This is a genomic window from Levilactobacillus brevis (genome assembly GCA_021383565.1).
GTDB lineage: Bacteria > Bacillota > Bacilli > Lactobacillales > Lactobacillaceae > Levilactobacillus > Levilactobacillus brevis_B.
On record CP079699.1, the window covers coordinates 1,923,822 to 1,948,563 of the forward strand.

At 47.0% G+C, this 24,742-nt stretch carries 18 protein-coding genes; 1 reads left to right on the forward strand and 17 read right to left on the reverse strand.

From position 1 onward, the window contains the following. Nucleotides 1-25 precede the first annotated feature (25 nt). Nucleotides 26-1,432: an MFS transporter gene (locus tag KB236_09035; protein UIF28680.1), complete on the reverse strand. Its 1,407-nt coding sequence runs from the start codon at nucleotides 1,430-1,432 to the stop codon at nucleotides 26-28. A 245-nt stretch (nucleotides 1,433-1,677) separates the two neighbouring features. Here KB236_09035 and KB236_09040 point away from each other — a divergent pair, with 245 nt between their 5' ends. After that, the gene (locus tag KB236_09040; GenBank protein UIF28681.1) at nucleotides 1,678-1,851 is read left to right on the forward strand and encodes a hypothetical protein; all 174 of its coding nucleotides are present in this window, start codon (nucleotides 1,678-1,680) and stop codon (nucleotides 1,849-1,851) included. Nucleotides 1,852-1,912: 61 nt separating this feature from the next. Here the strand turns inward: KB236_09040 and KB236_09045 are convergent, their stop codons facing one another. From KB236_09045 to KB236_09120, 16 genes are all read right to left on the reverse strand, one after another. Continuing rightward, nucleotides 1,913-3,163 (reverse strand): hypothetical protein, encoded by a 1,251-nt coding sequence (locus KB236_09045; GenBank protein UIF28682.1) that lies wholly within the window; start codon nucleotides 3,161-3,163, stop codon nucleotides 1,913-1,915. A gap of 164 nt (nucleotides 3,164-3,327) precedes the next feature. Continuing rightward, entirely contained in the window at nucleotides 3,328-4,791 is a 1,464-nt protein-coding gene (gene uxaC, locus KB236_09050) for a glucuronate isomerase (GenBank protein ID UIF28683.1), read from the reverse strand. A gap of 54 nt (nucleotides 4,792-4,845) precedes the next feature. Then, complete coding sequence (locus tag KB236_09055) at nucleotides 4,846-6,429, reverse strand: tagaturonate epimerase family protein (protein UIF28684.1); 1,584 nt, start codon at nucleotides 6,427-6,429, stop codon at nucleotides 4,846-4,848. 73 nt (nucleotides 6,430-6,502) lie between these two features. Then, complete coding sequence (locus tag KB236_09060) at nucleotides 6,503-7,987, reverse strand: glycoside-pentoside-hexuronide (GPH):cation symporter (GenBank protein UIF28685.1); 1,485 nt, start codon at nucleotides 7,985-7,987, stop codon at nucleotides 6,503-6,505. 228 nt (nucleotides 7,988-8,215) lie between these two features. Beyond that, nucleotides 8,216-9,223: a LacI family transcriptional regulator gene (locus KB236_09065; GenBank protein UIF28686.1), complete on the reverse strand. Its 1,008-nt coding sequence runs from the start codon at nucleotides 9,221-9,223 to the stop codon at nucleotides 8,216-8,218. Nucleotides 9,224-9,406: 183 nt separating this feature from the next. After that, nucleotides 9,407-10,366, reverse strand: coding sequence for a sugar kinase (locus KB236_09070; protein ID UIF28687.1), 960 nt, complete (start codon nucleotides 10,364-10,366; stop codon nucleotides 9,407-9,409). A 16-nt stretch (nucleotides 10,367-10,382) separates the two neighbouring features. Further along, entirely contained in the window at nucleotides 10,383-11,450 is a 1,068-nt protein-coding gene (gene uxuA / locus KB236_09075; protein ID UIF28688.1) for a mannonate dehydratase, read from the reverse strand. 95 nt (nucleotides 11,451-11,545) lie between these two features. Next, nucleotides 11,546-12,391: a 5-dehydro-4-deoxy-D-glucuronate isomerase gene (gene kduI / locus KB236_09080; protein ID UIF30334.1), complete on the reverse strand. Its 846-nt coding sequence runs from the start codon at nucleotides 12,389-12,391 to the stop codon at nucleotides 11,546-11,548. 375 nt (nucleotides 12,392-12,766) lie between these two features. Further along, nucleotides 12,767-13,471 (reverse strand): GntR family transcriptional regulator, encoded by a 705-nt coding sequence (locus tag KB236_09085; protein ID UIF28689.1) that lies wholly within the window; start codon nucleotides 13,469-13,471, stop codon nucleotides 12,767-12,769. Nucleotides 13,472-13,891: 420 nt separating this feature from the next. After that, on the reverse strand, nucleotides 13,892-14,611 hold the full coding sequence (locus KB236_09090; protein UIF28690.1) for an aquaporin family protein: 720 nt from the start codon (nucleotides 14,609-14,611) through the stop codon (nucleotides 13,892-13,894). Nucleotides 14,612-14,966: 355 nt separating this feature from the next. Beyond that, nucleotides 14,967-16,394, reverse strand: a complete 1,428-nt coding sequence (uxaC, locus tag KB236_09095) for a glucuronate isomerase (GenBank protein ID UIF28691.1) — start codon at nucleotides 16,392-16,394, stop codon at nucleotides 14,967-14,969. An 88-nt stretch (nucleotides 16,395-16,482) separates the two neighbouring features. Then, nucleotides 16,483-17,880: a glycoside-pentoside-hexuronide (GPH):cation symporter gene (locus KB236_09100; protein UIF28692.1), complete on the reverse strand. Its 1,398-nt coding sequence runs from the start codon at nucleotides 17,878-17,880 to the stop codon at nucleotides 16,483-16,485. A gap of 74 nt (nucleotides 17,881-17,954) precedes the next feature. Continuing rightward, on the reverse strand, nucleotides 17,955-20,450 hold the full coding sequence (locus KB236_09105; GenBank protein UIF28693.1) for a DUF4968 domain-containing protein: 2,496 nt from the start codon (nucleotides 20,448-20,450) through the stop codon (nucleotides 17,955-17,957). Nucleotides 20,451-20,950: 500 nt separating this feature from the next. Then, nucleotides 20,951-21,853, reverse strand: a complete 903-nt coding sequence (gnd, locus tag KB236_09110) for a decarboxylating 6-phosphogluconate dehydrogenase (GenBank protein ID UIF28694.1) — start codon at nucleotides 21,851-21,853, stop codon at nucleotides 20,951-20,953. Nucleotides 21,854-21,969: 116 nt separating this feature from the next. After that, nucleotides 21,970-23,508 carry a gluconokinase gene (gntK, locus tag KB236_09115; GenBank protein UIF28695.1) on the reverse strand — a complete coding sequence of 513 codons (1,539 nt, stop codon included), beginning with the start codon at nucleotides 23,506-23,508 and terminating at the stop codon, nucleotides 21,970-21,972. A gap of 144 nt (nucleotides 23,509-23,652) precedes the next feature. Further along, on the reverse strand, nucleotides 23,653-24,645 hold the full coding sequence (locus KB236_09120) for a hydroxyacid dehydrogenase (protein UIF28696.1): 993 nt from the start codon (nucleotides 24,643-24,645) through the stop codon (nucleotides 23,653-23,655). Nucleotides 24,646-24,742 lie beyond the last annotated feature (97 nt).

Genomic DNA, 24,742 nt, shown 5'->3' on the forward strand with positions numbered 1-24,742 from the left:
TGTAGCAAACGTCTTATTGAAAACCCTATTTATCAGATTTTTGATAGTGGAACACAATCGCATACAGACCAAAGTTCAGAATGCTTAGTGCCAGAATCAATCCGAACGCCAACTGACTCCCCAGCGCCGTCTCGTGCGCATAGGACATCCCGCTGACTTTCACGGAGGACATCAACGCTGCTAAGATGGTGGTCCCGACTGAACCGGCAAACTGTTGTCCCGTATTGTAGATGGCATTGGCATCGGCCCGTTGGCTAAAGTCGACCTCCTTTAATCCGTTGGTCATGGTATTCCCAAAGGCCATCGAACGTCCAATACTGAAGATCACGTAGAGAATCGCGATTACGACAACGCTGAGTCGCTGACCCAACAGGGTAAAACCTGCAGCAGCAACTAGGAATAAACTGCTCCCTAGTAAGATGGGCAGTCGTGCACCGTATTCATCGAGCAGATGGCCAAACCACGGCTGTAAGATTGCGGTGACCAGACTACCAGGTAGCAACATCAACCCACCAAAGAGCGAGCTGGCACCCACGACAATTTGGGCGTAGTTGGGCAAAGCAAAGTTAATCCCAATGTTACAGAACTGAAGAATAACATAGGCCACAAAACTGAAGGTAAACACGGGATTCCGAAAGATTTCCAACTTCAACAACTGTCGGTCGCTATGTTTAGCCAACAGAATGTACCCGGTCATCATCACGACGGCCAATAGAATTCCGCCCAAGAACTGCCAGCTTAACCAGCCCGCAGACGTGAAGCTGTTCAACCCCATCGTGAAGCTGACGAAGGCCACAGCTAACAGCCCGAACTGGCCCCACACGAAATGAACCTTCTTGACGGAAGAAAACTGATTAATTGCACCTACCCCTAAGAGCAGAATCAGGGCTTCCACTGGTAACGTTGACCAGAAGATCAAGCGCCAGTTCCCTAGCGACGCCATGATTCCTCCAAAGGTTGGCCCACTGGCTGGCGCAATCATCAGAATCAAGCCTGCTAGTCCCATGTAAAAGCCCAAGCGAGAACGTGGCACACTCTCCAAGACAACATTAAACATCAAGGGAATTGCAATTCCCGCACAGCCGGCCTGAATAAGCCGTCCCAATAAAAGGATTGGGAAGTTGGGTGCGAGCGCACAGATTAAATCGCCTAAAATAAAGAGCGAGGCTCCCGCGATAAATAATTGCCGATTCGTAAATCTTTGCTTTAAGAAGGCTGACGTAATCATCAGCAAAGCCACCATTAATAGGTAACCTGTGGTAATCCACTGAACTGTACTTAAAGAAACATGCATCGTGCGCATCAAGGTCGGGAACGTCACATTCATAGAGGTCTCGACCAGAATCCCCAGAAAGGCCATAATTGCCACCGCAAAAATGGCAATCAAATTTTGACGTGAAATTTTATCTGGGTCTTTTTGTGCTTGCGTCATTTGAACATCTCACTTTCCTTCAACAACTCGTTACTTACTATCATACGCACTTTTTCAAAAATTTTCATGGGAACTTTATCATTAAATCGGTTGCAGAAAGCCCTTTATCTCGGGAATCCGCGTTAAAGTTCAAAAAAGTTTCGATGTAAACCATTACATTTGGTTTTGGCCCTTGACTTTGTTTTCAGAAAATCATACGATGTTCACGTGAACAAAAGAGAAAAGAAAAAGGGGTATTTTATATCATGCATGTATTTAACCGTGTTTTAGCTGTTGTCGCTGCTGTTGCTGTTTTGGGTTCTGGAATCTTTGCTACGCAAGCCGTTGCATCTACGACTAATTCTGACGCCGCAACACAACAATCCTTATCGCAAAGTTACACCCAACTCATTCAAAAGCAAACTGAACCTCTGAAGTAATTCAGGGTAGTCAAAAAGCTCTTCCCATTGCGGGGAGAGCTTTTTTCATATAACTAAACACCTAAGCAATCACGTCGGCACCAATTTCAGATTGGGTCATAAACTCCTTCATTCGAGAGATCATGTCGTGAACGACAACCCGGCCGACCTGTACCTCTTCAGTCGTCCCAATCATGTTAAAGCCCAGACTCAGCTGACCCTTAAACGTGCTGCAGGCAACTTGGAACATCGGTGCGTAGCGGAAGGAACCCGTCATCAAGCAATTGATGACCGAACTACCCGCGAACTGTAGCCGTGCATCATCAATAATGCCAAAGTTGGTGAAGGCAATCGCCCGAACGTGATAATTGGCCTCCACAATCTCCTGGAGCTTCTGAATGGATTCCGTTTGATACTGGGCCATCAGCGAGCGCACGGAATCTAGGAACTGGTCATGATCCTTCAGGCGCTGCATCTCAACGTGCATCTTCTGAACGGAAACGGACACCGCTTCGTCCTGTGGCGAATGAATGGCCGGATTAAACCGTGCCGTGTGGTTGGCAATCCGCAAAGCTGCCGGATCTTCAACAATCTTTTGCCGCATATCCGTTGGACAAGGAATGGCGAGCTCATCACCACCTCGGTCAAAGGCCTGAACCGCCTTCCCAAAGGTGGTCAGCAGTACGTCATTGACCGTGACGCCTTGCGCGTGGGTCGCGTTAATCAGACTCCGCGTCAAGTCCGGTGTTAACCGCCAACCACTCACGTTGGGCAAGGGCTGTTCTCCCGTTTCATTGGTCAATTGCGGTAGCGCTAACGGCTTGGCCGGATGATCGACATTTCCCTGCTTGGCAGCGGCCGGATGGGTCTTCAAGAGGTCCTTTAGCCAATCGAGATTGACCACGTTAACCACCCCTGCAATTGCCGTAGCACCTTGACTATAGCACTTGCTTAGTAAGTACAGGTACTGCTTGAAGCCACTGCCATCGGTCAGAATATGACTCATGGTAATGGTCAATCGCTGACCACTACCGTTCGGTTGAAGTTCGAAGCGCACCTGCGCCTCTTTTTCCCAATCTGGCGTCGCATCCAGCTGGGCATCAGCCGGCAACACCTTCAGCACCTCGCGACCATCCTTGACGACCGGCTGCCAGCCGTTATCGCTCATTTCATAACGACAGAACAGTTCGGGAACCACCTTCGCCGTCAAATTAATGGCCGTCACTAACCGGTCCTGGTCCAACGGATCGCTAAATGTCAGTTGACACCGAATCACTGGATAAAGTTGATCGAACCCAATCGTATGCAAAATATTTAACGGATTTTCATTCATACGTGCTATTCCCCTTTCACGAAAACGAATTCATGACTTAATTTTAGATATTCTAGACCACCAATACAAGTCTGCTGGCAAACCAGTCGTGCTGCGACCGATGGCAAACAAAAAGCCCCGCAGGACTCCCGTACGGAAGCTCATGCGAGACTTTTTCGTTTACCCTAGTTATTAACCGTCAGCTTGCCGAAAATTTCGTCAGGCGTCTTGTCTGGGAAGAACTTGAAGAAGTTGTAAGCATTGTTGTAGCAAATGTTTTGAACAACCTTCCCCAACATTTCTTCATCGTCAGGTACCCGGCCTTGTTCAACCAACTTACCATAGAAGTTGCAGAGAACACGACGGAAGTACTCGTGACGTGGATAGGACAGGAAACTCCGTGAGTCGGTCAGCATACCAACGAAGTTAGGTAACAGACTTTCTTCGGCGAAGACCCGCAATTGTTCGTCCATACCTTCGGCAGTATCATTGAACCACCAGCCAGCACCGAGTTGCAAGCGTTGTTTGCCGCCTTCTTGGAAGGCACCCATCATAGTTGCTAATTGCATCCAATCGTTGTCATTCAAGGAGTAGAAGATCGTCTTTGGAATATCATGGGTGATTTGCATCTTCGTGTATAACTTGGCCATTTGGTCAGCAATATCAGGTTGCGTCCCAACAGCATCATAACCGGTATCAGGACCTAATTTGTCGAACATTGGCCGGTTAAGGTCACGGATAGAGTTGATGTGGAACTGCATCGTCCAATCAAATTCCTTGTTCAACTTCATTAAGTTTTCCAATAAGGCGGTTAAGTATTGGTCAACTTCCTTAGGTGACAATTCTTCGTTGTTGACACCCTTATCAAAGATCGCGTTCAGCTCACTGTCTGAAGCTTCGATGAAGTGATAAGTTAACAGAGAATGGTCAGATAAACGGCCGCCCATTTCATTGAAGAATTCAAACCGTTGCTTAACAGCATCGATCATCGTCTTGAATGAAGTGATCTTGACACCCGAAACATCACTCAATTCCTTCAGGTAGTCGGCGAAACCATCACGATCCACTTGGATTAACTTGTCTGGCCGCATAGCTGGCAAGGTCCGGAAGCCGTTTTCAGCTTCAGTTTCCTTCAACAGTTTGTGGTAGTGCAAGTCAGAAGCAGGGTCGTCGGTCGTGCAGACAGCCTTAACGTTAGAGTTCTTGATTAAGTTCCGCGGCTTGAAGGCATCAGTTTGGAGTTCAGCGTTGGCTTTCTTCCAAATGTCTGGTGCGGTCTTCCGGCTCAAAACTTCGTCAATGTGGAAGAAACGCTTGAGTTCCAAGTGAGTCCATTCGTAGAGTGGGTTCCCCAGAGCACTTTCAATCGTTTCAGCCCAGGCCAAGAATTTCTGATATTCGTCGCCGTCACCGGTGATTAATTCTTCAGGAACTCCGTTGGTCCGTTCTTGACGCCACTTGTAGTGGTCACCGTAAACGCCTTCGTTTAACCAAATCCGCGTAATATTAGGGTAGTTCTTGTTTTCATAGATTTCCTTTGGGTTCAAGTGACAATGGAAGTCAATGATTGGCATATCCTTGGCATAGTCGTTGAAAAGCTTCTTGGCCATGTCATTGCCGAGTAAGAAATTGTCGTCCAATAAAGCCATCAGGATAGTCCTCCTTCTAGAGTCTTGCTAATTTAATCAGCTATCGTGTCTAAATTAGTCTTCGTTGATCTTTGGTTCGTACTTAGCTTGAACTTCAGCCTTGGACTTTGCCAAACCTTGGAGTAAGTCGAGGTGTTCTGCAATGTGGATGTTCAAGTACTTGTCGTACAAGTCTTGGTGTTCCTTCAAAATCTTGAAGAACTTGTCACGGTAAACGTACTTGTAGCTCTTTTGAGCGTTCAAGAGTGAACCGTACATCGTGTGCAGAACTTGACGAGAATCGTCACCATCCAGCAAACTCATAACGTTGGATTCGTTGATCGTTTCTGGCTTAGGTGCAGTCCCATCGGTTTGTGCGTTGAAGACGTAGAATGAAGCAACGTCATCCAAGTTGTCGTAAGCAAACTTGTAAAGTTGAACCATGAACTTAGGATCGACATGGGCAATAACCCGGAGAGCTTCCAACCAGTTAGTCCCAGCGGTCTTAACGTGCCAGCCGTGTTGCTTGGAGATCCGGCCAATGATTTCGTAAACGGAAAGTTTGTCGGAACCTGAGTGAATACTCAACTTGTAACCGAACTTTTCAGCAATGGCTTCATGAACAACGTATTCACGTTCGAAGCGCTTAACGTCACCGATGTAGTCAATAGCCTTCTGGAATTCACCGTAGAACTTAGGTGCGATGGTTTCAGGAGTGATGCCTTCACGATGTAATTCGTTAGCAAAGAAGTAGTGGTTTGCAGGCGTCGTAGGAACAATCGTTTCATCCATAGAAATTTCGAAGTCCAAGTTGTATGGCACGATGAACTTGTGGTAGATGAAGATAGCGTACTTAACAGCTCCATAGAAGATCAGAACTGATTCTTCAACGTCACGCTTGGAGAAGTGAACAGAAGCGTCGTCGCTGATTTGGAACGTCTTGTCTAAGTAAGTCTTGTTGAAGCGTTCTACTAAATCGTCATCCAAAGCGTTGAACTTTTCATCCAATTCTTCGTCAGAGAACTTAGCAACTTCGTTATGAATCTTTTCAGTGGCATCCAAAGTAATCATGGTGCAACCGGCCTTAACGGCGTAGTCAACTTCGTGAGGGTTCTTAACGTGGTCACCATCGTCAACCCAGCCATCGGTGTAACCTTCTTCGAAGACGGCCCAGCCGGCATCCAATAAGACATCGGTTTCGGTACGGTTCATCAATAGTAATTCACGAATGGATTGTTGTGCTAAGACAGGTACGATGCCCCGGCCCTTGAACAAACGTAAGTGAGCGTTAGAAGCGTTGCCTAACCGGTCACCTAAACCAAAGGTGTACTTGTAACCATGACGAGAAGTTGGCTTGATCCAAGCAAAGCGCTTAGCAAGTGCACGCCAGTTGGTTTCGTTCAAATCACCAGTGATTAACGTCTTGTTGTGGTCAACGATGCTTTCCTTGGCGTCAAAGTCCTTGACGTCATCGCGATCTTCGTAAACAACCAAAGTCTTGGCCGTTTGCTTGTTAACGGTTTCATGTAAGATGAAGTAGACGTTGCGGCGATCTACTTGAATTGAAGGTGCATAAACTTCTTTATCTGATAAGCTGTCATAGTTACCTTGGGCAGCAATAATCTCATAGACATCTGAAACTAACTTTTGTAAGTCCATTGATATAACCCTCCATAAATGTAGTTTGATAAAGTTTTTAAAAACCGTGATCCCAAATTATTTAGTATGACGACTAGTTCTTATCCTTATCGGTAGCTTTGCTTTCACCGATCTTGCCGCCTTCCCAACGACCATGGTCAAGGTCATCGGCAATTTCACCAAAGCGCTTGTCATCCAGTTTGTATAAGAAACCGATAACAACAGCGGCAATGATTAAGCAAAGGCCAGGATACAACGTCATAGCGGCCTTGATACCATTTAAGGCACGAGGAGTTTGTGTTGCGTTGGCAACGTAACCCGTTAAGGCCAAGACACCGGCACTAACTAAAGCAGCCAGTGATTGTGCAATTTTCCGTGAGAAGTTAAATGCAGCGTATGTAATAGCTTCTTTACGGACACCTGAACGCCATTCACCAAAGTCAATCGCGTTGGAAACCATGGCCCAAGTAATCCCGTTAGGAATAGCTAAAGCCGTGTACCCAATGGTAACTAAAACGATGAATGTGATAACGTTGGAAGGCAAGAAGTAGTTCAAAATGTTGGCTACGGCACCAACAACGAAACTCCACATTGCGGTCCGCTTCTGACCAAAGTGCTTAGTTAATGTAGGAATCATGAAGACCCCGACGATTGAGCACCCCATCATAATAGCGTTGATGATTGGCTGAAGGCCAATGTTACCTAAGTTGTATTGTGCGTAGAACACCATCATTTGGTTGTTCGTGTTCATGGCAGAAATGGTAAACAAGGTCATGAGAATCAAGGCACCTAAAGGACCGTTCTTAAAGATAACTTTGATGTAATCCTTAAAGCCTTCCTTTTTGGCTGCTTCACCAGTTGCCCGGTGAACCTTAACATTTTCCTTAGTTCCTAAGTAACAAACGGCAAACATTGCAATCCCAATGACAGCGAAGACTGCGGCTGCCCAGAAGTAACCGTGTTCTTCTTTGACACCAGTGTTCCCGTTAGCAATCAAACCCATCAAAGGAATGAAGGCAACCCCGGCAATGAATTGAGCACCGACAGAACCAACCTGACGAGAAGTCGCCATGAAGCTCCGGTCTTGCGAGTTCCGGGACATAACGGAAGCCAAAGAACCGTACGGGTCATTGGTAAATGAATAAACCAGGCCCCAAATCATGTATGCAGCATATGCATAAATAATCTTTTGGACCCCAGTGAGACCAGATGGCATCGTAAACGTTACGACGGTCATAATCCCTAAAATGATGGCTGAAATCATCATGACCGGACGGAACTTACCACGTTTACCGATGTTCTTCCGGTTATCAATAACTGACCCGGCAATTGGATCCATAAACGCATCGAAAATCTTGGTGAAAGCAAAAATCCCAGCGACCGCTCCGGCACCGATACCACACGCATCAATCCAGAACTTAGTCAGATATGCTTGCCCAAGGTCAAACATGAAGCCGTTACCAAAGTCCCCAAACCCATAAGCAATCTTTTCATGAGTAGGAATCCGCTTAGAGGAGTCATTCATCATTTCCCCCTCTTTAACTGCGGGTTTTGGACTTGTTGCTGCTTCTTCGCTCATTTGAGCACCTCCTTGAATCTGCTTCAAACCATTAAACGAAATCGCTTACAATTTTGATACACACGTTAACACAATACTTAACGTGGTTTCGCCATCGCTCGTCGGTTTCCACAACAAATGTTAAACGTCAGAGCTTCCAACGACACATTAGTAAGCGCTTTCCTTTAACAATGTCTATACTATCACAAAGTCATGCACACGTTAACAATTTTTTTGATAAAAAAAGGATTATTTTCGCAAATCCTTTACAGAATCCCGGACTATCAACGTTGGGACGATTACTTTTTTTATCGGATCAGTCATTGAACCGTCCAATAATTTTGTCAAAGCATCGATTCCCTCTTGGACAATATCATCGGTTGGTTTACGCACCGTCGTCAGTCGTGGAACCAGATATTTTGCATAGCTCATGTCATCATAGCCGATGATGGAGAGATCATCCGGTACGGAATAGCCCAGATCTTGGCAAGCGCGAACCGCACCAGCCGCCATATCATCATTGGACGCGAAGACACAGGTCGGGGTTTCAATGTTGCCGAGGATGCTCCGCATAGCTTCGTAGCCGCTATCTGGCAGATACGTGCCCTGTTGCACCCATTCTGGCTTAACCGTGGCGTTACTGGCCGCCGTGACGTCAACAAAGGCCTTTTGCCGGTCACGCGTGGACACAAAGTCACTAGCCCCCTTGATCAAGCCAAACTTTTGATGGCCCATTCGCACAGCGTACTCCATGAGCTTCCGGGCGCCCAGGTAGTCGTCCGTCGTAAAGTTCGAGACATCCTCACGATCAATTTTTCGGTTGAGAATCACCACAGGTAAGCCACGTTCAATCATCATATTGATAAACGCATCATCATTGGTACTCTGACTCACGACAATGGCGCCATCATATTGATGGCGACTCACGGCGTTGCTGCCATCCAGTGCCTCAATACTATCAATCGAGATTGAATAGCCCGCCGGCAAAGCTTCCTTTGAACGATTGATAACATCGACCAAGAAACTTGGTGACGTCCCCGTATCCAGTTCGGAGAAGAAAATGCCGATAATAAAGGAGCGCTTCTCAACCAGCCCCTTAGCATTAATGTTAGGCACATACCCCAAATCATCCGCAATCTTGCGAATCTTGCGTTTTGTTTCTTCTTTGACTAAGGGACTATCGTTCAGAGCACGTGAAACCGTGGTGTGTGAAACGTTAGCGCGCTTAGCAATTGTTAAAATTGTGACCTCTTCCAATGTCTTATTGCCTCCCTGTTACGATCATCAATCGCTCGACTCTCTATTTTAGCAGCCAGCGGGGTAACTTAAGCACGCCTTGAGACTTTCTAAGGTGTTGACGTTATCTACGAAACTGCCGATAGACCTACTATAACAAAACCGTCGACCAAATACAGTGTTTTGGGCCGACGATTTTAACGTTTATTCAAATTTTGACGTTCTTAGGAATTGGTCTAGCTGTTGGCGAGTTGGATAGCCATCATTGTCACCTGGGCTTTGTACCGCCATTGCACCGATAGCATTGGCCCGCTTTAAGGCGATTGGTAGTGGCTGGCCTTCCAGCAATCCTGAAATGAGACCAACGGCAAAACCATCCCCCGCTCCCACAGTATCAACGACCCGTGGCACGGTGAAGCCAACTACGGTGAACTGCCGACCGTCCTTCAGCTTCGCAAAAGCTCCGGCAGCCCCCAATTTCACGACGACCGCCTTGGTGGTTACCCCTTGTTGCAGGTAGAAATCCGCAATCGCTTCCGGTGTTTGGTACCCCGTCAACGTCTGGCCCTCGCTAAGGCCGGGCATGACAATCGTCCCATAACGCGCCAGGTCATTTGTCACCCGCACCATTTCCGTCTGCGAACGCCAAAGCGTGGGCCGCAAGTTGGGATCAAAGGTCACGGGAATCCGTTTATATACCAAGTCGGCGTTGAGTTGGCGGTACGCCGCCAAACAATTGGGTGATAACGCCGCAAATATCCCAGAGAGATGGGCAAACCGAACGCCGGAAAGGTTCACTGTCGCTAAATCAGCGGGTTGGTAGTTCGCGGCGGCCGATCCTTGGCGGAAATAAGCGACGGCCGGATCGCCACGTGTCACGCGTTGCTTGAGATAAAATCCCGTGGGCAATCCCGGCTTTGTGAGCATGGCAGCATCTGCCACACCATCCGTCCGTAACACCCGTCGCAAGTAAACACCGAAGGGATCATCCCCAACCGCGGAAACGTAATCGACAGGGTGGCCAAGCCGGGCCATGCCAATCGCAACGTTGAGTTCTGCCCCAGCCGAAAACTTTTGAAAGTGTTGTGCCGTCGCCAAATCGACGTCACTCTCTTGCGCCTCGAACACAACCATGGGTTCTCCAATTGTCAGTAATTCCCCCATCGCTTACACCTCCCCGTTAGGATTTAGAAATGGCTTCCCAGAGCCCGTTCAAATAGGTCAACCCCAAAGCACGATCGTAAAGACCGTAGCCTGGTCGACCAGCCTCACCCCAAATATCACGGCCATGATCGGGACGAATGACACCGTCAAAACCCGAGTCGTGGAGAGCTTTCATAATCGCAAACATATCGAGTGATCCCGCACTGGATAGATGGGCCGCTTCACGAAAGTCGCGACCATTTCCCGTAAATTTAATATTTCGCGCATGAACAAAGGGTACCCGTCCCTGTGCAACAAACTCACGAATAATGGCCGGAATATCGTTGTCGGGATTTTCGCCCAGACTACCCGTGCAAATCGTAAAGCCATTCGCAAGCGATGGATTCATGGCCACAATGGCCCGCATATCGGCCGCATTTTTAAAAATCCGCGGCAGGCCAAACAACGGCATCGGCGGGTCATCGGGATGAATCGCCATCTGAATATGGCAAGCCTCGCAGACCGGCAAGATCGCATCTAGAAAGTACTTGAGGTTGGCCGCTAACCGCGACGCATCGACATCGGCATAAGCTTTAAACAAGCTCTGTACCTTAGCCAGACGCTCCGGTTCCCAGCCCGGTAGACTAAATCCATTGTCGCCACTCTGAATCTGCTGAATTAAGGCTTGCGGATCTTCTGCCGTGTAACGTTCCTGAAACGCCAACGCCTTGGAACCATCCGCCAATTCGAAGTGCAAATCCGTTCGAATCCAATCAAAGATCGGCATAAAATTATAGCAAATCGTCTTAACCCCAACCTGTGCGAGGTTACGAATTGTTTGCTGATAATTTTCAATGTAGTGGTCCCGTGTGGGCAACCCAATCTTGATATCATCGTGAATATTAACTGACTCGACAATTGTAAACTTCAAGCCTGCCGCTTCAATTTGGGCCTTTAGCGCCTTGATCTTAGCCAGCGGCCACACTTCGCCAACCGGCACATCAAAGAGTGCCCCCACAACCTGTTGGGCCCCCGGAATCTGCCGAATATCCCGGAGCTTAACGGCGTCCTCATCAGGGCCGTACCAGCGAAATCCCATTTCCATCTCTTGCTCTCTCCTTTTAACCGCCATGCATCACATACGATAGGTCACAAGCCCTAGGCACCGTCTAACTGCAACTGATGCCCTTGCCTGCCAAACTACCGTAAGTCATTCATCGCAACTTGATCCATATCATCATATGTTTGATTCTCACCACACATTGCCCAGATGAAAGCGTAGTTCGTGGTCCCAACACCACAGTGAATGGAGTAACTGGGGTTAACCACAGCTTGGTCCTGCTTCATCCAGATATGCTTCGTGTTTTCTGGAGTTCCCATAAAGTGGGAGACTCGCGTATCAGCTGAACCGAATTCACAGTACAGGTACGTTTCCATCCGGCGCGCATGCGTGTGCGCGGGCATCGTATTCCAAGAATTACCGGGTTCCAGCACCGTGTAGCCCATTTGTAGCTGACACGTCTGCATCGTTGAAGCATCGATGTACTTGTGAATAACCCGCTTGTTCATATGTTCTTGATCACCCTTAGGCATCGCAATGGCGTCCTTGTAAACTAGTTTCTTATTCGGGTAAGTCTTGTGTGCCGGCGTAGAAACGACGTAGAACTTAGCTGGGGTCGTGGGATCGATGGAGTCAAAGACCACGTGCTTTGTTCCCATACCGATGTAAAAACCATCGTGGGGCGCAATGGCACTCTCTTCGCCATCAATCGCGACCGTCCCAGCACCACCAATGTTGATAAACCCTAGTTCGCGACGTTCCAGGAAATAATTAACACCTAATTCCTTATCCAGCTTGATTTCCAGCGGACCGTGAACCGGCGTAACACCACCAAAAATCATCCGGTCGTTATAGGTATACGTGAGTAGAATATCGTCAGGACTAAAGATCTTTTCCATCAAAAATTGTTCACGCATCTGGTCTGTATTGTAGTGGTCGATATCTTCAGGACTGTGCGCGTATTGCGTGGTCATATTGAATGCCATCATATTACCTCCATATTGTCGTGTTTAACCAACTAATGAATGCTCTTTTCTCCGCTCAGTTCACATACCAGTTTAGCACATGCTGACGAAAAATCCCCCTCATATATCACCGACTTGAGCGCAAAAGCCACCATCATCTTGTAACAAGTTTCACGTTCAAAATGATTCGTGGATCGGCCTGAAAAGTCGGCCAACCGGTCAGGAATTCCCATTTCTAGGACGCTTGCTAGCGTTGAATTGAAAGCGCATTCATTTAAAAATGTTAACGTGTTCATTATACTGAATTCTTCGGCTGATTGCCAGCCCTCACCCACGAGGTTACTTTCAAAAAAATCGTCGTCGATAGTTAACATCATCAACGACGAAGCAGTCTACTTAAATGTCCAAATCAGTTTTATCACTGGGGCTAACGTTCATGAAGTACCCCGGAAACTTGTCCAACAAGTACTTCCGTTCCTGAAGCATCAACCGCAAGTGGGCCGTCGTTTGAAAACGAACGTCCTCTAGATCACGGCGATATACCACGTCTAACAGATTCTCATGTTGTTGGATAATCGTCTGCCAATTAAGCGTATTGACCTTTAGGCGAATCCACCGGAACCGGTTCAACTGCATGTTCACTGTCTGCAACCAATCCCAAATGTTATCGCGGCCCGCAATCGTATAAAACTCATGGTGAAAGGCCTCATCGAGATCGAAGAAGGTATCCGGATCTTCCTTTTGAATCGCCACCGCCTGCTCACGCAAGTTCACCTTCTGCTCGTGATAGGCTGCATCCGTCATCTTAGCTGTGGCTTCCAGCATAATCTCGACTTCCACGTTTTGCCGAACAAACCGTGCATCCTTTGCTTTTTCCATATCGATCTGGGAAATGTACGTCCCACTCTGCGGAATCACATCAATGAGGCCATCCCGTTCAATTCGAATTATGGCTTCTCTGACTGGCGTCCGTCCAATTCCTAATTCCTCAGAAATTGTCTTCTCAGAGATCTTCTGGCCGGGAATAAACTTATTATGCATGATCCGGTAGCGAAGCTCAGAGTACGCCTCATTTCGCATATTCTTCGTCATTTGCTGCATCTCAACTACACCTCCTTATGGTGTTCACCAACTTACTTGTATATTAGTTTAACACAGGCACCAACGATTTTCTCTTGATTTTTATCGAATGGTTAAATAGTTCACAATTTAGTAAACCGATTAACGTTTTGTCAAACCAACTCTTCTTTATCGCCATAATTTTTTAAAATTTAACTCATTACTTAACATTTGACTAACAAACTAGTTTGGCAGTTAGGCGATTTACGCGAGGCATTCCTCTCCATATTGGTCAATTGGTCGGAGTCGAATGGTTGCAAACGATATAAGCCGCTCATACCATTTTCAATGAAATCGAGAACAATATCATCGCCCGACCTATTAAAGTTTGCCTTTGGCTTTTGAAATATTATCAAAAAATCCTGATCCGAATTTCTCCGCAATCAGGCTTTATTTTACAACTTAAAACACTTGTTGATACAGCATTGCCGCTGCGATTGCACCGGCAGTTGGGGCCACAATCGGCACCCAGCTGTAATTGAACTGTGAACTCCCCTTGTGGGGGAACGGCCAGACCGCATGCAACAACCGCGGTCCGATATCCCGAGCCGGATTCAACGCCGGTCCAGTCGGTCCCCCAAAGGAAATGACCAAACACATGACCAGAAAGCCTAGGCCAATAAAGTCCGCACGTGGGTCAATCTTGTCAGCAGTCATGCTCACCGCCCCTAAGACCAGAAGAAAGGTACCCACAAATTCATTGATGAACCCGTTCAACTGGCTATTGGCTGCGTCAATCGTCGAGAATGTCCCCAGGATAGCCTCCGTGTCGGTCGTCCGATCATAGTATGGTTTGTACGCCAAGACGAGGACTAGCTGGCCAATGATGGCCCCCACCGTCTGCGCTAATATGTATGGCATGACCTCCTGCCAAGGAAAATTACCGGTAACGGCCATAGCCACCGTCATGGCCGGATTAATCTGAGCGCCGGAAATGGTCGCGAACATTAAGGCCGGGATCATCACCCCAATGCCATATCCAAAACCAATCAAAATCCAACCACCATGATAGCCCTTAGTTCCCTTGAGCTCAACGTTAGCAACCGAACCGTTACCTAGGGCAACCATGACGGCCGTCCCAATCAGCTCGGCCATACACCGAACGAATAAAGAATAATGCATAAATTCCTACCCCAATCATCTTTTCTGGTTTATCCTGCCGAAAATATTCATGGCCGTCATCAGTCAATGACGCGCCCAAAAAACAGCAGCATTAACATCATCCCCCTATCTCCAGTCGCTTTCAACATATTTTTCATGGTTTCACACCATAATTTGAAAATTATCCCTAAATTAGCTTAAATTTACCCATTAATCACGCATCCCCCCGCTAAAACATCACTGTATTTTCACGGCTTTTCAATTTCGCATCCATTTCAAATCAGTAATGTAAGCAAAAAAAATACGGCTCATCTCCCCCTTCAGGGAAAATAAGTCGTATTATTTCGAGGATTGCCCTCAATCTTTTAACTGACGACTAGTCTTCATCAAAGAAGCCAAAGTAGTCGTGCGCATTATTGTAGGAAATATCTTCCACAATCTTACCCAGGTAATCGTAATCTTCTGGCACTTGACCAGTCGTGACCCATTCACCGATCAGGTTGCAGAGAACCCGACGGAAGTATTCATGCCGCGTGTAGGAGAGGAAGCTCCGTGAGTCGGTCAACATGCCTACGAAGTTTGGCAACAAACTTTGTTGAGCCAAGATGTTCAGTTGGTCGTGCATCCCATCACGGGTATCGTTGAACCACCATGCACAGCCCAATTGCAACTTCTGAACGCCGTCGCCTTGGAAACTTTGCATCCCCGTAGCCAGTTCCATCCAGTCATTCGGGTTGGTGGAGTACAGAATGGTCTTAGGAATACTGTCTTCTTCGGACATTGCACTCAGTAACTTCATCATTTCACCAGCAATGCCTGGTTGTGACCCCATGGAATCCCAACCGGTATCAGCACCTAATTTACGGAACATTGGGCCGTTAGCATTCCGCAAGACATTGATATGATACTGCATTGTCCAGCCGAACTTTTGGTTCAAACGCATCAGCACCTTCAATAAGGTTGTCTGGTACTTGTTGACCTCATCGTCCGTCAGGTGTTGATTATCTTGACGTGCCTTGGCCATGATGGCGTTGAACTCATCGTCCGTGGCTTCAGCGTAGTGGAAGGTGTTCAGCCCATGGTCGGATAACCGGCCACCCATTGAAGCAAAGAAAGTAAAGCGTTGTTCCAATGCCGCCGTCAAGGACTTCAAATCCGTAATCTTGACGCCAGAAACATCGCTAAGCTTGTCCATGTACTCACCATAATTACCTTGGTTGATCCGTACCAGGTTATCTGGCCGCATTGCAGGCAAGACTTTGAAGCCATTTTCTTTTTCTTCGGCCTTCAGCAACTTGTGGTAGTGCAAGTCAGATGCCGGATCGTCCGTCGTGCAGACGACCTTGACATTGGCGTTCTTGATTAAGTTGCGGGGCTTGAAGTCATCCGTTTGGAGTAAAGCATTGGCTTTCTTCCAAATTGCTGGCGCACTCTTTTCATTAAAGACTTCGTCAATCCCGAAGAAACGCTTTAATTCCAAGTGGGTCCATTCATAAAGCGGGTTCCCAATTGCCCGGTCGATAGTCTTCGCCCAAGCTAAGAACTTCTGGTATTCGTCACCATCACCGGTGATTAATTCTTCTGGCACACCGTTGGCCCGTTCCAGACGCCACTTGTAGTGGTCCCCGGCGTTACCATCATTCAACCAGATCCGTGTAATGTTAGGATAATTTTTGTTTTCGTAAATATCCTTTGGGTCCAAGTGGCAGTGATAGTCGATAATCGGCATTTTTTCTGCGTGTTCGTGGAACAGCTTCTTTGCTGGTTCACTTGTGAGTAAAAAGTCTTCGTTCAATAAAGCCATGACACAGGTCTCCTTTAATTTTTATCAAAAATTATTGGTGATTCGGTGAAACACGCTATCTTTGCGGCACATCAATCCGCCGTCTCAATTAATTTTTCGCATTCTTTTCCCGTAAAATGGCTGCGTTAGATTCAACCCGCTTCTTGTTAAGTGGGTAGAAGAACAACATGACCAGGGCTGCCAAGCCACAGCAGACCGCCGGAATACCGGAAGCCAAGTAGTAGATTCGGTCAATGACTTGTTGAGATTGTTCTGCCCCACCGGAAGTGGAGGAAACGTACCCAATCATCGTTAACATAAACGCCCCGAAGCTCCCACCTAAGGCTTGTGCAACCTTACGTGCGAAGGAGTTCACACCGTAGATGGTCCCGTCTTCACGAATCCCAGTCGTCACCTGCTGGTTATCAATCACATCGGTAATAAAAGCCCAGACCATCAGGTTAAACATCGCCGCGCCCAAGCTCCCGAAGAAGAGGAAGACCAGGTAAACCACGGCACTACTGGTGTGGATAAAGACCAGAATCCCGTAGACAATACTTGCAAAGAACAGAGAAACCGTCGTGACTTCTTTTCGACCAAACCGTTTCGTAAAGTACTGGGCGAAAGGTGCCAGCAACAGAACCGTGGCAAAGTTAAAGATTAACGCAATGGACATCGCACTACTGTTCTTGAAGTAGTCATTAAATAGGTAGGAAATATTCGTCCCAGATAGGTTTTGGTTAATCACCAAGATGATATCCAAGACCACCAGGATCACCAACGCGCGGTCCGTAAACATATCCTTCAGAACTGTCCCCAGAGGAACCGATTCACTCCGTTGGGTTCGTACCCGTTCGGTTGGTAATACACTGGTCAGAATGTAGCAACCGAAGCCCAAGAGCGCCATGACCGAGGCCACGATCCAAAACCGGACGCCGTCAATCTTCTGGGAAGCCCCAACGTACATGAAGATAGGCACCACAAAGCTAACGATGGCACTCCCTGTCGCCGACCCCAAGCTCCGCCAAGTCGATAAGGAAGTCTTATCGTTTGGCGAATCACTCAGCGCAGACGCCATCGAGCCATAAGGAATGTTCACCGTGGAGTAGAAAATCCCCCACAGTAAGTAAGTGATAAAGACGTACGTAATCTTAAATGGAAACGCCCACTCTTTAACGAAGGGCACAAAAACCAAAATTGTCGCGATAAGCAGTGGATACTTGAAACGGGCAATCCACGGAATAAACCGGCCCCGTTTGTGTAGCTTACTACTATCGACCAACCGACCAACAGTGACATCAGCAATGGCATCAATAAACCGGGCAATCAGGAACAAAAGTCCCACGGTCACCCCCGATAATCCCAACACGTTGGTGTAAAAGATCATCAAGAAGGTATTCACAACAGCGAATGAGAAGTTGTTCCCAACATCCCCTAGGGCGTAACCAAAACGGTCAGCCCAACCAAACGGCTTTGAACGATCAATACTTGTTTTTTGTGTATCCATTTCTTCAACCTCCGGCAATTTTGCCAAGATAATTTTAAAAAGTGAGATGCCGCAAATATAGCAAATAATTAGATTTAGATTGAGATTAAGTCCTTAACACTGGATTCAATGCTCAGCTCAATGTCTGAATCGCTTACATTATTAAATTTAATGATGACTTGACGTCTCTCGCCATCGAAGAACCAGCCTTCGGCAGCGGCGTTGAACTTATCAAACTTCAAGAATTGGGCCAACGGCTTCCCTTGTAATTCAATCGTCAACGGTGCGATGTCTGGGCAGCAAACACGGAACGTGTACCGCTTCAGCTTGGAATCATAAGTTCCTTGCTTATGCAAGTTAATTAACGTTTGGTGCTGGCTTGGCTTAACGGAAATATCCGTGGTCAAGAAGTCGCCTTGCTTGTAGCTCATGGTCTTACCATCATCTTCATACAACTGGAAGTTGCTTGCCGTTGTCGGTTCAACTAAGACATCTAAGTTTTCAACTGTGTCGTTGTGGATATTCATCAAGCCCTTGCTTTCAGGAATAATGCTTCCTGTCCGTAAGAACATTGGAATACTTCCCAAGTCGACTGGCACCTCAACGGTTTGACCCCCATTGTAGTAGTGATAAGTGGTTAAATCATACCAATCGGCACCCTTTGGTAGGTATACTTCCTTGGTTGTTTGTCCCTTATCAACCACATTGGCGACTAACAATGAAGCCCCCAGCATAAATTCAAAGCTTTCCTCAAACGTCTTCGGATCGTTTTGGAATTCGTAGACCAACGGCCGCATGATTGGTGCCCCAGTCACCGAAGCTTCGTGCAACAGTGAGTAGAAATATGGAATCAATTGGTAACGGAGCTGAATGGCATCACGAATATACTTGGTGTAGCTTGGATACATCCAAGGTTCCGTAACGGTATTATCATCATTAGATGAATGAATAGAGAACCGTGGTTGGAAAATTCCGTTTTGAACCCAGCGAACAAATAATTCTGGTTCTGGTGCTGGTCCATCAAAGCCACCAATATCACAACCCTGGTTGGCAACCCCGGAAAGGCCCATTCCTAAGATGGTTGGAATGTTATACTTCACGTTCGTCCAACTCGTTCGGTTGTCGCCAGCCCAAGTCTGTGCGTAGCGTTGAATCCCCGCAAAACCGGCCCGATTAATCAAGTAAGGCCGCACGTTAGAATCGTAATCCGCGATCGCCTTTTGGGCCGTCTTGGCCATCATGGTTGGCATGATGGGTTTAACCGCACCAATGGTTTCGTGAACGCCGTCAGCGTCAACCTTAGCCGCCGTTTCATTAATTTCGTATTCGTTGTTATCGTTCCAAATACTGGTAATTCCCAGTGACAGGAGCTGCTTGGTCATGAATTTAGCCCAAGTAGCCCGGCCCTTTTCGCTGGTAAAATCAACGAAGTGAGCGGCACCGCCCCAGTACTGGTCTTCTTGATCATGCTTGCCATCCGGCGTCTTGATGTAGGCATCGGCGTCCTCGAAGTCCTTGGCTAACGGGTGTGTCACCAGCATCCCCGGCTTAACGTTAGGCGCCAGTAAGACCCCTTTTTCTTTCAACTTATTCACAAAGTCTTGAGGATCTGGGAAGCGTTCCTTGTTCCAATTGAAGACGTACCGCTTGCCATCGTCTCCGGTCGTATAGCCAGAAGACATGAAGAAGCCGTCGCACGGAATATCATTTTTCTTGCAGGTATCCACGAAGTCTAAGATCGCTTGATCGGCGTCCTTGTCGAGCTCCGTGTAGTACATGGTTGACCCCATGTAACCTAATGAAGCCTTAGGCATCATGGCCGTCTTCCCGGTCAAGTCGGTGTAGTGTTTAACCACGTCCTTGATGGTTGGCCCGGCGATGAAGAAGACATCGAGGTCGCCACCGTCACATTCAAAGTAGCTGTAACGGTGCCAGTAGTTACTGTGTTCGCTATCCATATCGAACGTTGAATCACTAGAATTGTTGTAGTACAACCCCGAAGCAATATTCATTTCGCTATCAAAATCAATATAGAACGGAATCATCTTATATAAAGGATCAGATTTAGCGGCATTCCACCCTAAAGAATCGGTGTTATGCATCCGCATCCGGCGTTTAAATTTATTCAATTCTCCGGATTTTTCACCGAAGCCGTAGAAGAAATTATGGTCACCCATCGTACTGTAGTGGTACGACCGACCCAAGTCATCTTGGAGGAAGGAGCGTTTTGGTAAATCTTTATGTAAAACGTTGCCTGCCTTGTCGAGGACCTCAAAGCCAAACGGTTCACGATTGATCTTTAAGGTTAAATTCTCTGTAGAGACCGAGTAGCTATCCGCATCTTCCTTCAGATTGAGTGGTAGCGGTTGTACCCGTTCCCGCTCACCTGCCATTAATGTGTCGGTCTTGTCTGCCCATGCAGTCTTGACCAAAGCATAGGATGCTTCTGGAGCAAATTCATCCTTGAACGTTCCCCGCATCCGGATAATGTTATTATCCAACAGGTAAACTTGAAACTGGGCGCCATCCGTCTTAATCGCCAGATAGTCGCCGCGGTTTTCCACGGATTGAACCTTGCTGCTTAACTTCATTAATCTCACTCCTTGTCCAAAAAAGCTGTCTTTTCCTGATACAGCCACACAATCAAAGGATGTGATACCCCACAATTGAAATAGTAATATACCAGTTCTACCAACACCCATATCTTACTAGTTAGTGAAAGCGCTGTCAACGGACGTTTCGTTTTTATTGGTTACTAATAGTAGGCTATCTCGCTCTAAAGCCCAACGTGTCAGCATTTATGTAAAAATACAGATCTTCTTATTTTCAAAAAATAAATTAATTCGTATTCACCTAACGTGAAAACGTTTCACTAATTCCACACCATCGATCTCAAAACTATCGTAAAAAAACAGCTTATTTTAAAATAAGTTGCCCAATAGCTATCAGACTTAAATACCAGTTTATTAATATACTAATTTTGGGGGGCCACACTGACCCGCCTATTTGGTCTAATTTCTCAGTTCAAACAAAAAAGCCCAGGCTTATTAGGCCTGAACTTTCGTCTGCGATGTCATATAATTTTTTAGGATTACTTGATCTTGTCGACCGCGTGACCACCAAAACCATTCCGTAAAGCGGAAACAACTTTACCTGTAAAGGTATCGTTTTCCATTGAACGGTAACGCATCATCAACGCAAGGCTGATAACTGGAACTGGAACTTCTTGGTTGAGGGCTTCTTGTAACGTCCACTTACCTTCACCAGAACTGTGCATCGTTCCCCGAATTTCTTCAAGGTTGGCATCCTTAGAGAAGGCTTCCTGAGCCAATTCCATCAGCCATGAACGAACCACTGAACCGGAGTTCCACAGACGGGCAACGGCTTCGTTATCGTAGTTGAAGTCACTGTGTTCTAGGACATCAAATCCTTCACCGATAGCTTCCATCATCCCGTATTCAATACCATTGTGCACCATCTTCAAGTAATGGCCTGAACCAGCAGCGCCGGTGTACAGGTAACCATTTTCTTGAGCAATGCCTTCGAAGACTGGCTTCAACGTTTCAAAGGCTTCCGCACTGGTCCCACCAATCATGAAGTTCCCATCATGCCGGGCACCAGATTGACCACCAGACGTCCCACAATCGAAGAAGTTAATACCCTTGGCTTCGGCCTTCTTGGCATCTTCAACGGAGTTTTGCCAGAAGGAGTTCCCGCCATCAACGATGTAGTCGCCGGCACTTAATACCTCAGTCAACGTGGCAACAGTTGATTCGGTTGGCTTGCCAGCTGGCAACATCAACCAAACAATCTTAGGAGAAGGCAACTTGCTAAGCAAATCGTCCAGTGACGTCGCAGCTTCTGCGCCGAATCCGGCAACTTCTTTAACAAAATCCTTGTTCAAATCAAATCCAACAACTTCGTGACCGTTGTCCATCATATTTTGAGCTAAGTTGCTACCCATCTTACCTAATCCAACTAATCCAATCTTCATGGTATAAGTTCCTCTCTGCTTGAAAAAAGTAATATATCAGTTAACGACTCTTATTATATGAAAAACTTTTACAAATTTCAAGCAGTTTTTGAAAATAAATCATCAAAACTAACAATTTATTCCTTTGGTGCGCGTTTTCGTTGATATTCTGCGATACTGTCGTACTCAGTTTGGAGTTTCCGACCAAGTCGGATGTAAATTGGCATGATCTCCCGGTAGTTTTCGAACGTTTCTGGGTTTGGCTTGTAGGTGTTCATCTTTCCGATAAACTTCTTAACGACGGATAAGTCGTCGGCCAAGCCAAGACTGATCTGGGCAATCACCATGGCACCCAGACAACCACTTTCGAAGGCTTCTGGAATCGTGACGGGTTCTTCAAAGATATCCGCCAACATTTGCCGCCATAGTGGTGAGCGGGCAAAGCCCCCGGCTGCCAAGATGGCTGTTGGTTCCATGGCTTCCTTCAACGCCAATTCAACGGTGTACAGGTTGTAAACAATCCCTTCCAGAGCGGCCCGAACCATGTGGGAGCGATTGTGTTGCCGAGTCAAGCCAAAGTAGGAAGCCCGCGCGTTACCGTCCCAAATTGGGGCCCGTTCGCCACCTAAGAATGGGTGGAAGATCAGGCCATCGGAACCGGCTGGTACCTTGCTAGCAATTTCAGTTAACAGATCGTAAGGGTCCTTGCCTTCCTTCTTGGCTTGCGCCTTTTCGGGAGCAAAGAGGTTATCCCGAACCCAACGGAAGACAATCCCCCCGTTGTTCACTGGACCACCAATAATCCACTTACCCTGCATCACTGGGTAGCAGTAAATCCGGCCTTTAGGGTCGATTTGCGGCTTGTCAACGAAGGTCCGTACCGCACCAGAAGTTCCGATGGTAACAGCCACTTCGCCCTTGTTGATGGCACCCAAACCAATTTCAGAAAGGGCCCCGTCAGTACCACCCATGATGAATGGCGTGTCCGCAGAGAAGCCAATCTTCTTGGCAATTTCCGGGTGCAGACCCTTCATCTGGTAAGTGGTGTCTACGAGTTCTGGCAGTTGGTCACGCGTAATCCCAGTTAACTTCATGGATTCTTCGTCCCAGTCCATCGTGTGGATGTTAAACAGACCAGTGGTTGAGGCCATGTTGGTCTCTTCTTTGAGTTGACCGAAGTACCGATACAACAGGTATTCCTTCAAACCAACCCAGTACTGGGTCTTTTGGTAAACATCCGGATGTTGTTCCTTAATCCACAGTAACTTGTAGACAACCCCCATTGGATGGGTTGGCAAACCGGTCCGTTTGTACAGTTCCAAACCACTGCCATCCTTGGCCATCCGAGAAGCCACCTTCTCGGAGCGGTTGTCGGCCCAAGTGATTGCCCGAGTCGTTGGCTTGTAGTCTTTGTCCATCCCAACCAGACTGTGTTGTTGCGTTGACCAGGAAACCCCCAAGATTTTCCCTTCCTTAGGGTCAGCCTTAGCCGTAACTTCTTTCAAGGCCTCGACTGAGGCATCGAAGATCACGTCTGGATCTTCTTCGGCCATGTCAGGGTTGTCTTGAATCAAGGGGTAAAGTTTGTTGGCGTAACCAAAGATTTCTCCATCCGTGTTGTACAGCACGGCTTTGGTACTCGTGGTACCGACATCAATTCCGATTAAATAATCCATAATTTTCAACTTCCTTTTATTTTGGCGATTTTTGGTCTTCTCGTTGTCACCTACGGCCATCTGCACATAGTGTGTAGCACGTTAGGATATAAACGGGGCCACGTGCCCCCAATTAGCAGCACATGGTCCCGTTCGGCCTGTTTACTAGGCTAAAGTACTTGTTAATTCACGAACCAACGGCTTGTTGGCAACAATATTCTTCACATCGCTGACACATTTTTCACCCATACCGTGCAGGCATTCGTAGGTGTAAGCGGAGGTATGTGGCGTCAATAATACGCGGTCGTTTTGCAGTAATGGTGAAGTTGCCCGAACTGGTTCAACTTCGACAGCATCGGCAGCGTAACCAGCAACTTGGCCAGACTTGATCCCGTCTAAGAGGGCCGTTTCGTCGATGAGGGCACCCCGAGCGTTGTTGCACAGGTAAACACCCTTCTTCATCTTGGCAATCTTCTTAGCATCGATCAGGTGGTAGTTGCCATCATTTAATGAAGCGTTCAATGAAATGTAGTCTGCCTTTTCCAACAAAGTATCCAAGTCAACGCGTTGTACGTTGTGACTCTTTAACCAGCCAGCTGGGGCCTTAGGATCTGGGTCGTTAACCAAGATTGGGCCACCAAACACACTGAACAATTCCGCAACCCGGCTACCAATGTTCCCGCAGCCGATAACCCCAAAGGTCTTACCAGATAATTCATTACCCATGAATTCGGCACGATCTTCGTAACGGTCATCCCGTTCGCGTTCTGCGGATTGTACCGTCCGACGAACCAACGTCATCAAGTTAGCCAATTCGTTTTCAGCAACAGAGTCCCGTTCAACCAGTTGTGGGACAATGGCAACCTTAGTCCCATGTTCCTTGGCAGCTTTGATATCAACGTTGTTGAAGCCGATACCGTGACGAGAAATCAGTAAGGTTTCGTCCTTGTTGTCAAAGAATTCTTTGTTAAACATTGGCGTAACGGAAGCAATGATGATGTTGTAGCCGTTTAATTCCTTGGCTAATGACTTGCCATCGATGTCAGTAGGCAACATGAACCGCTTAACTTCACCGATTTCTTCGATTTGCTTCCAGTGTTCCTTGAAGACTTGTCCAAAACTACTTGAGTTAACCACCGCAATTTTATATTGTGCCATTTTCCAAAAACCTCCAAAATAATTAAATTCAAATTCAATCTTACACCCGCCCCCCACGAATATGCGTATAATGTTGATATACATATCCTAGGAGGTT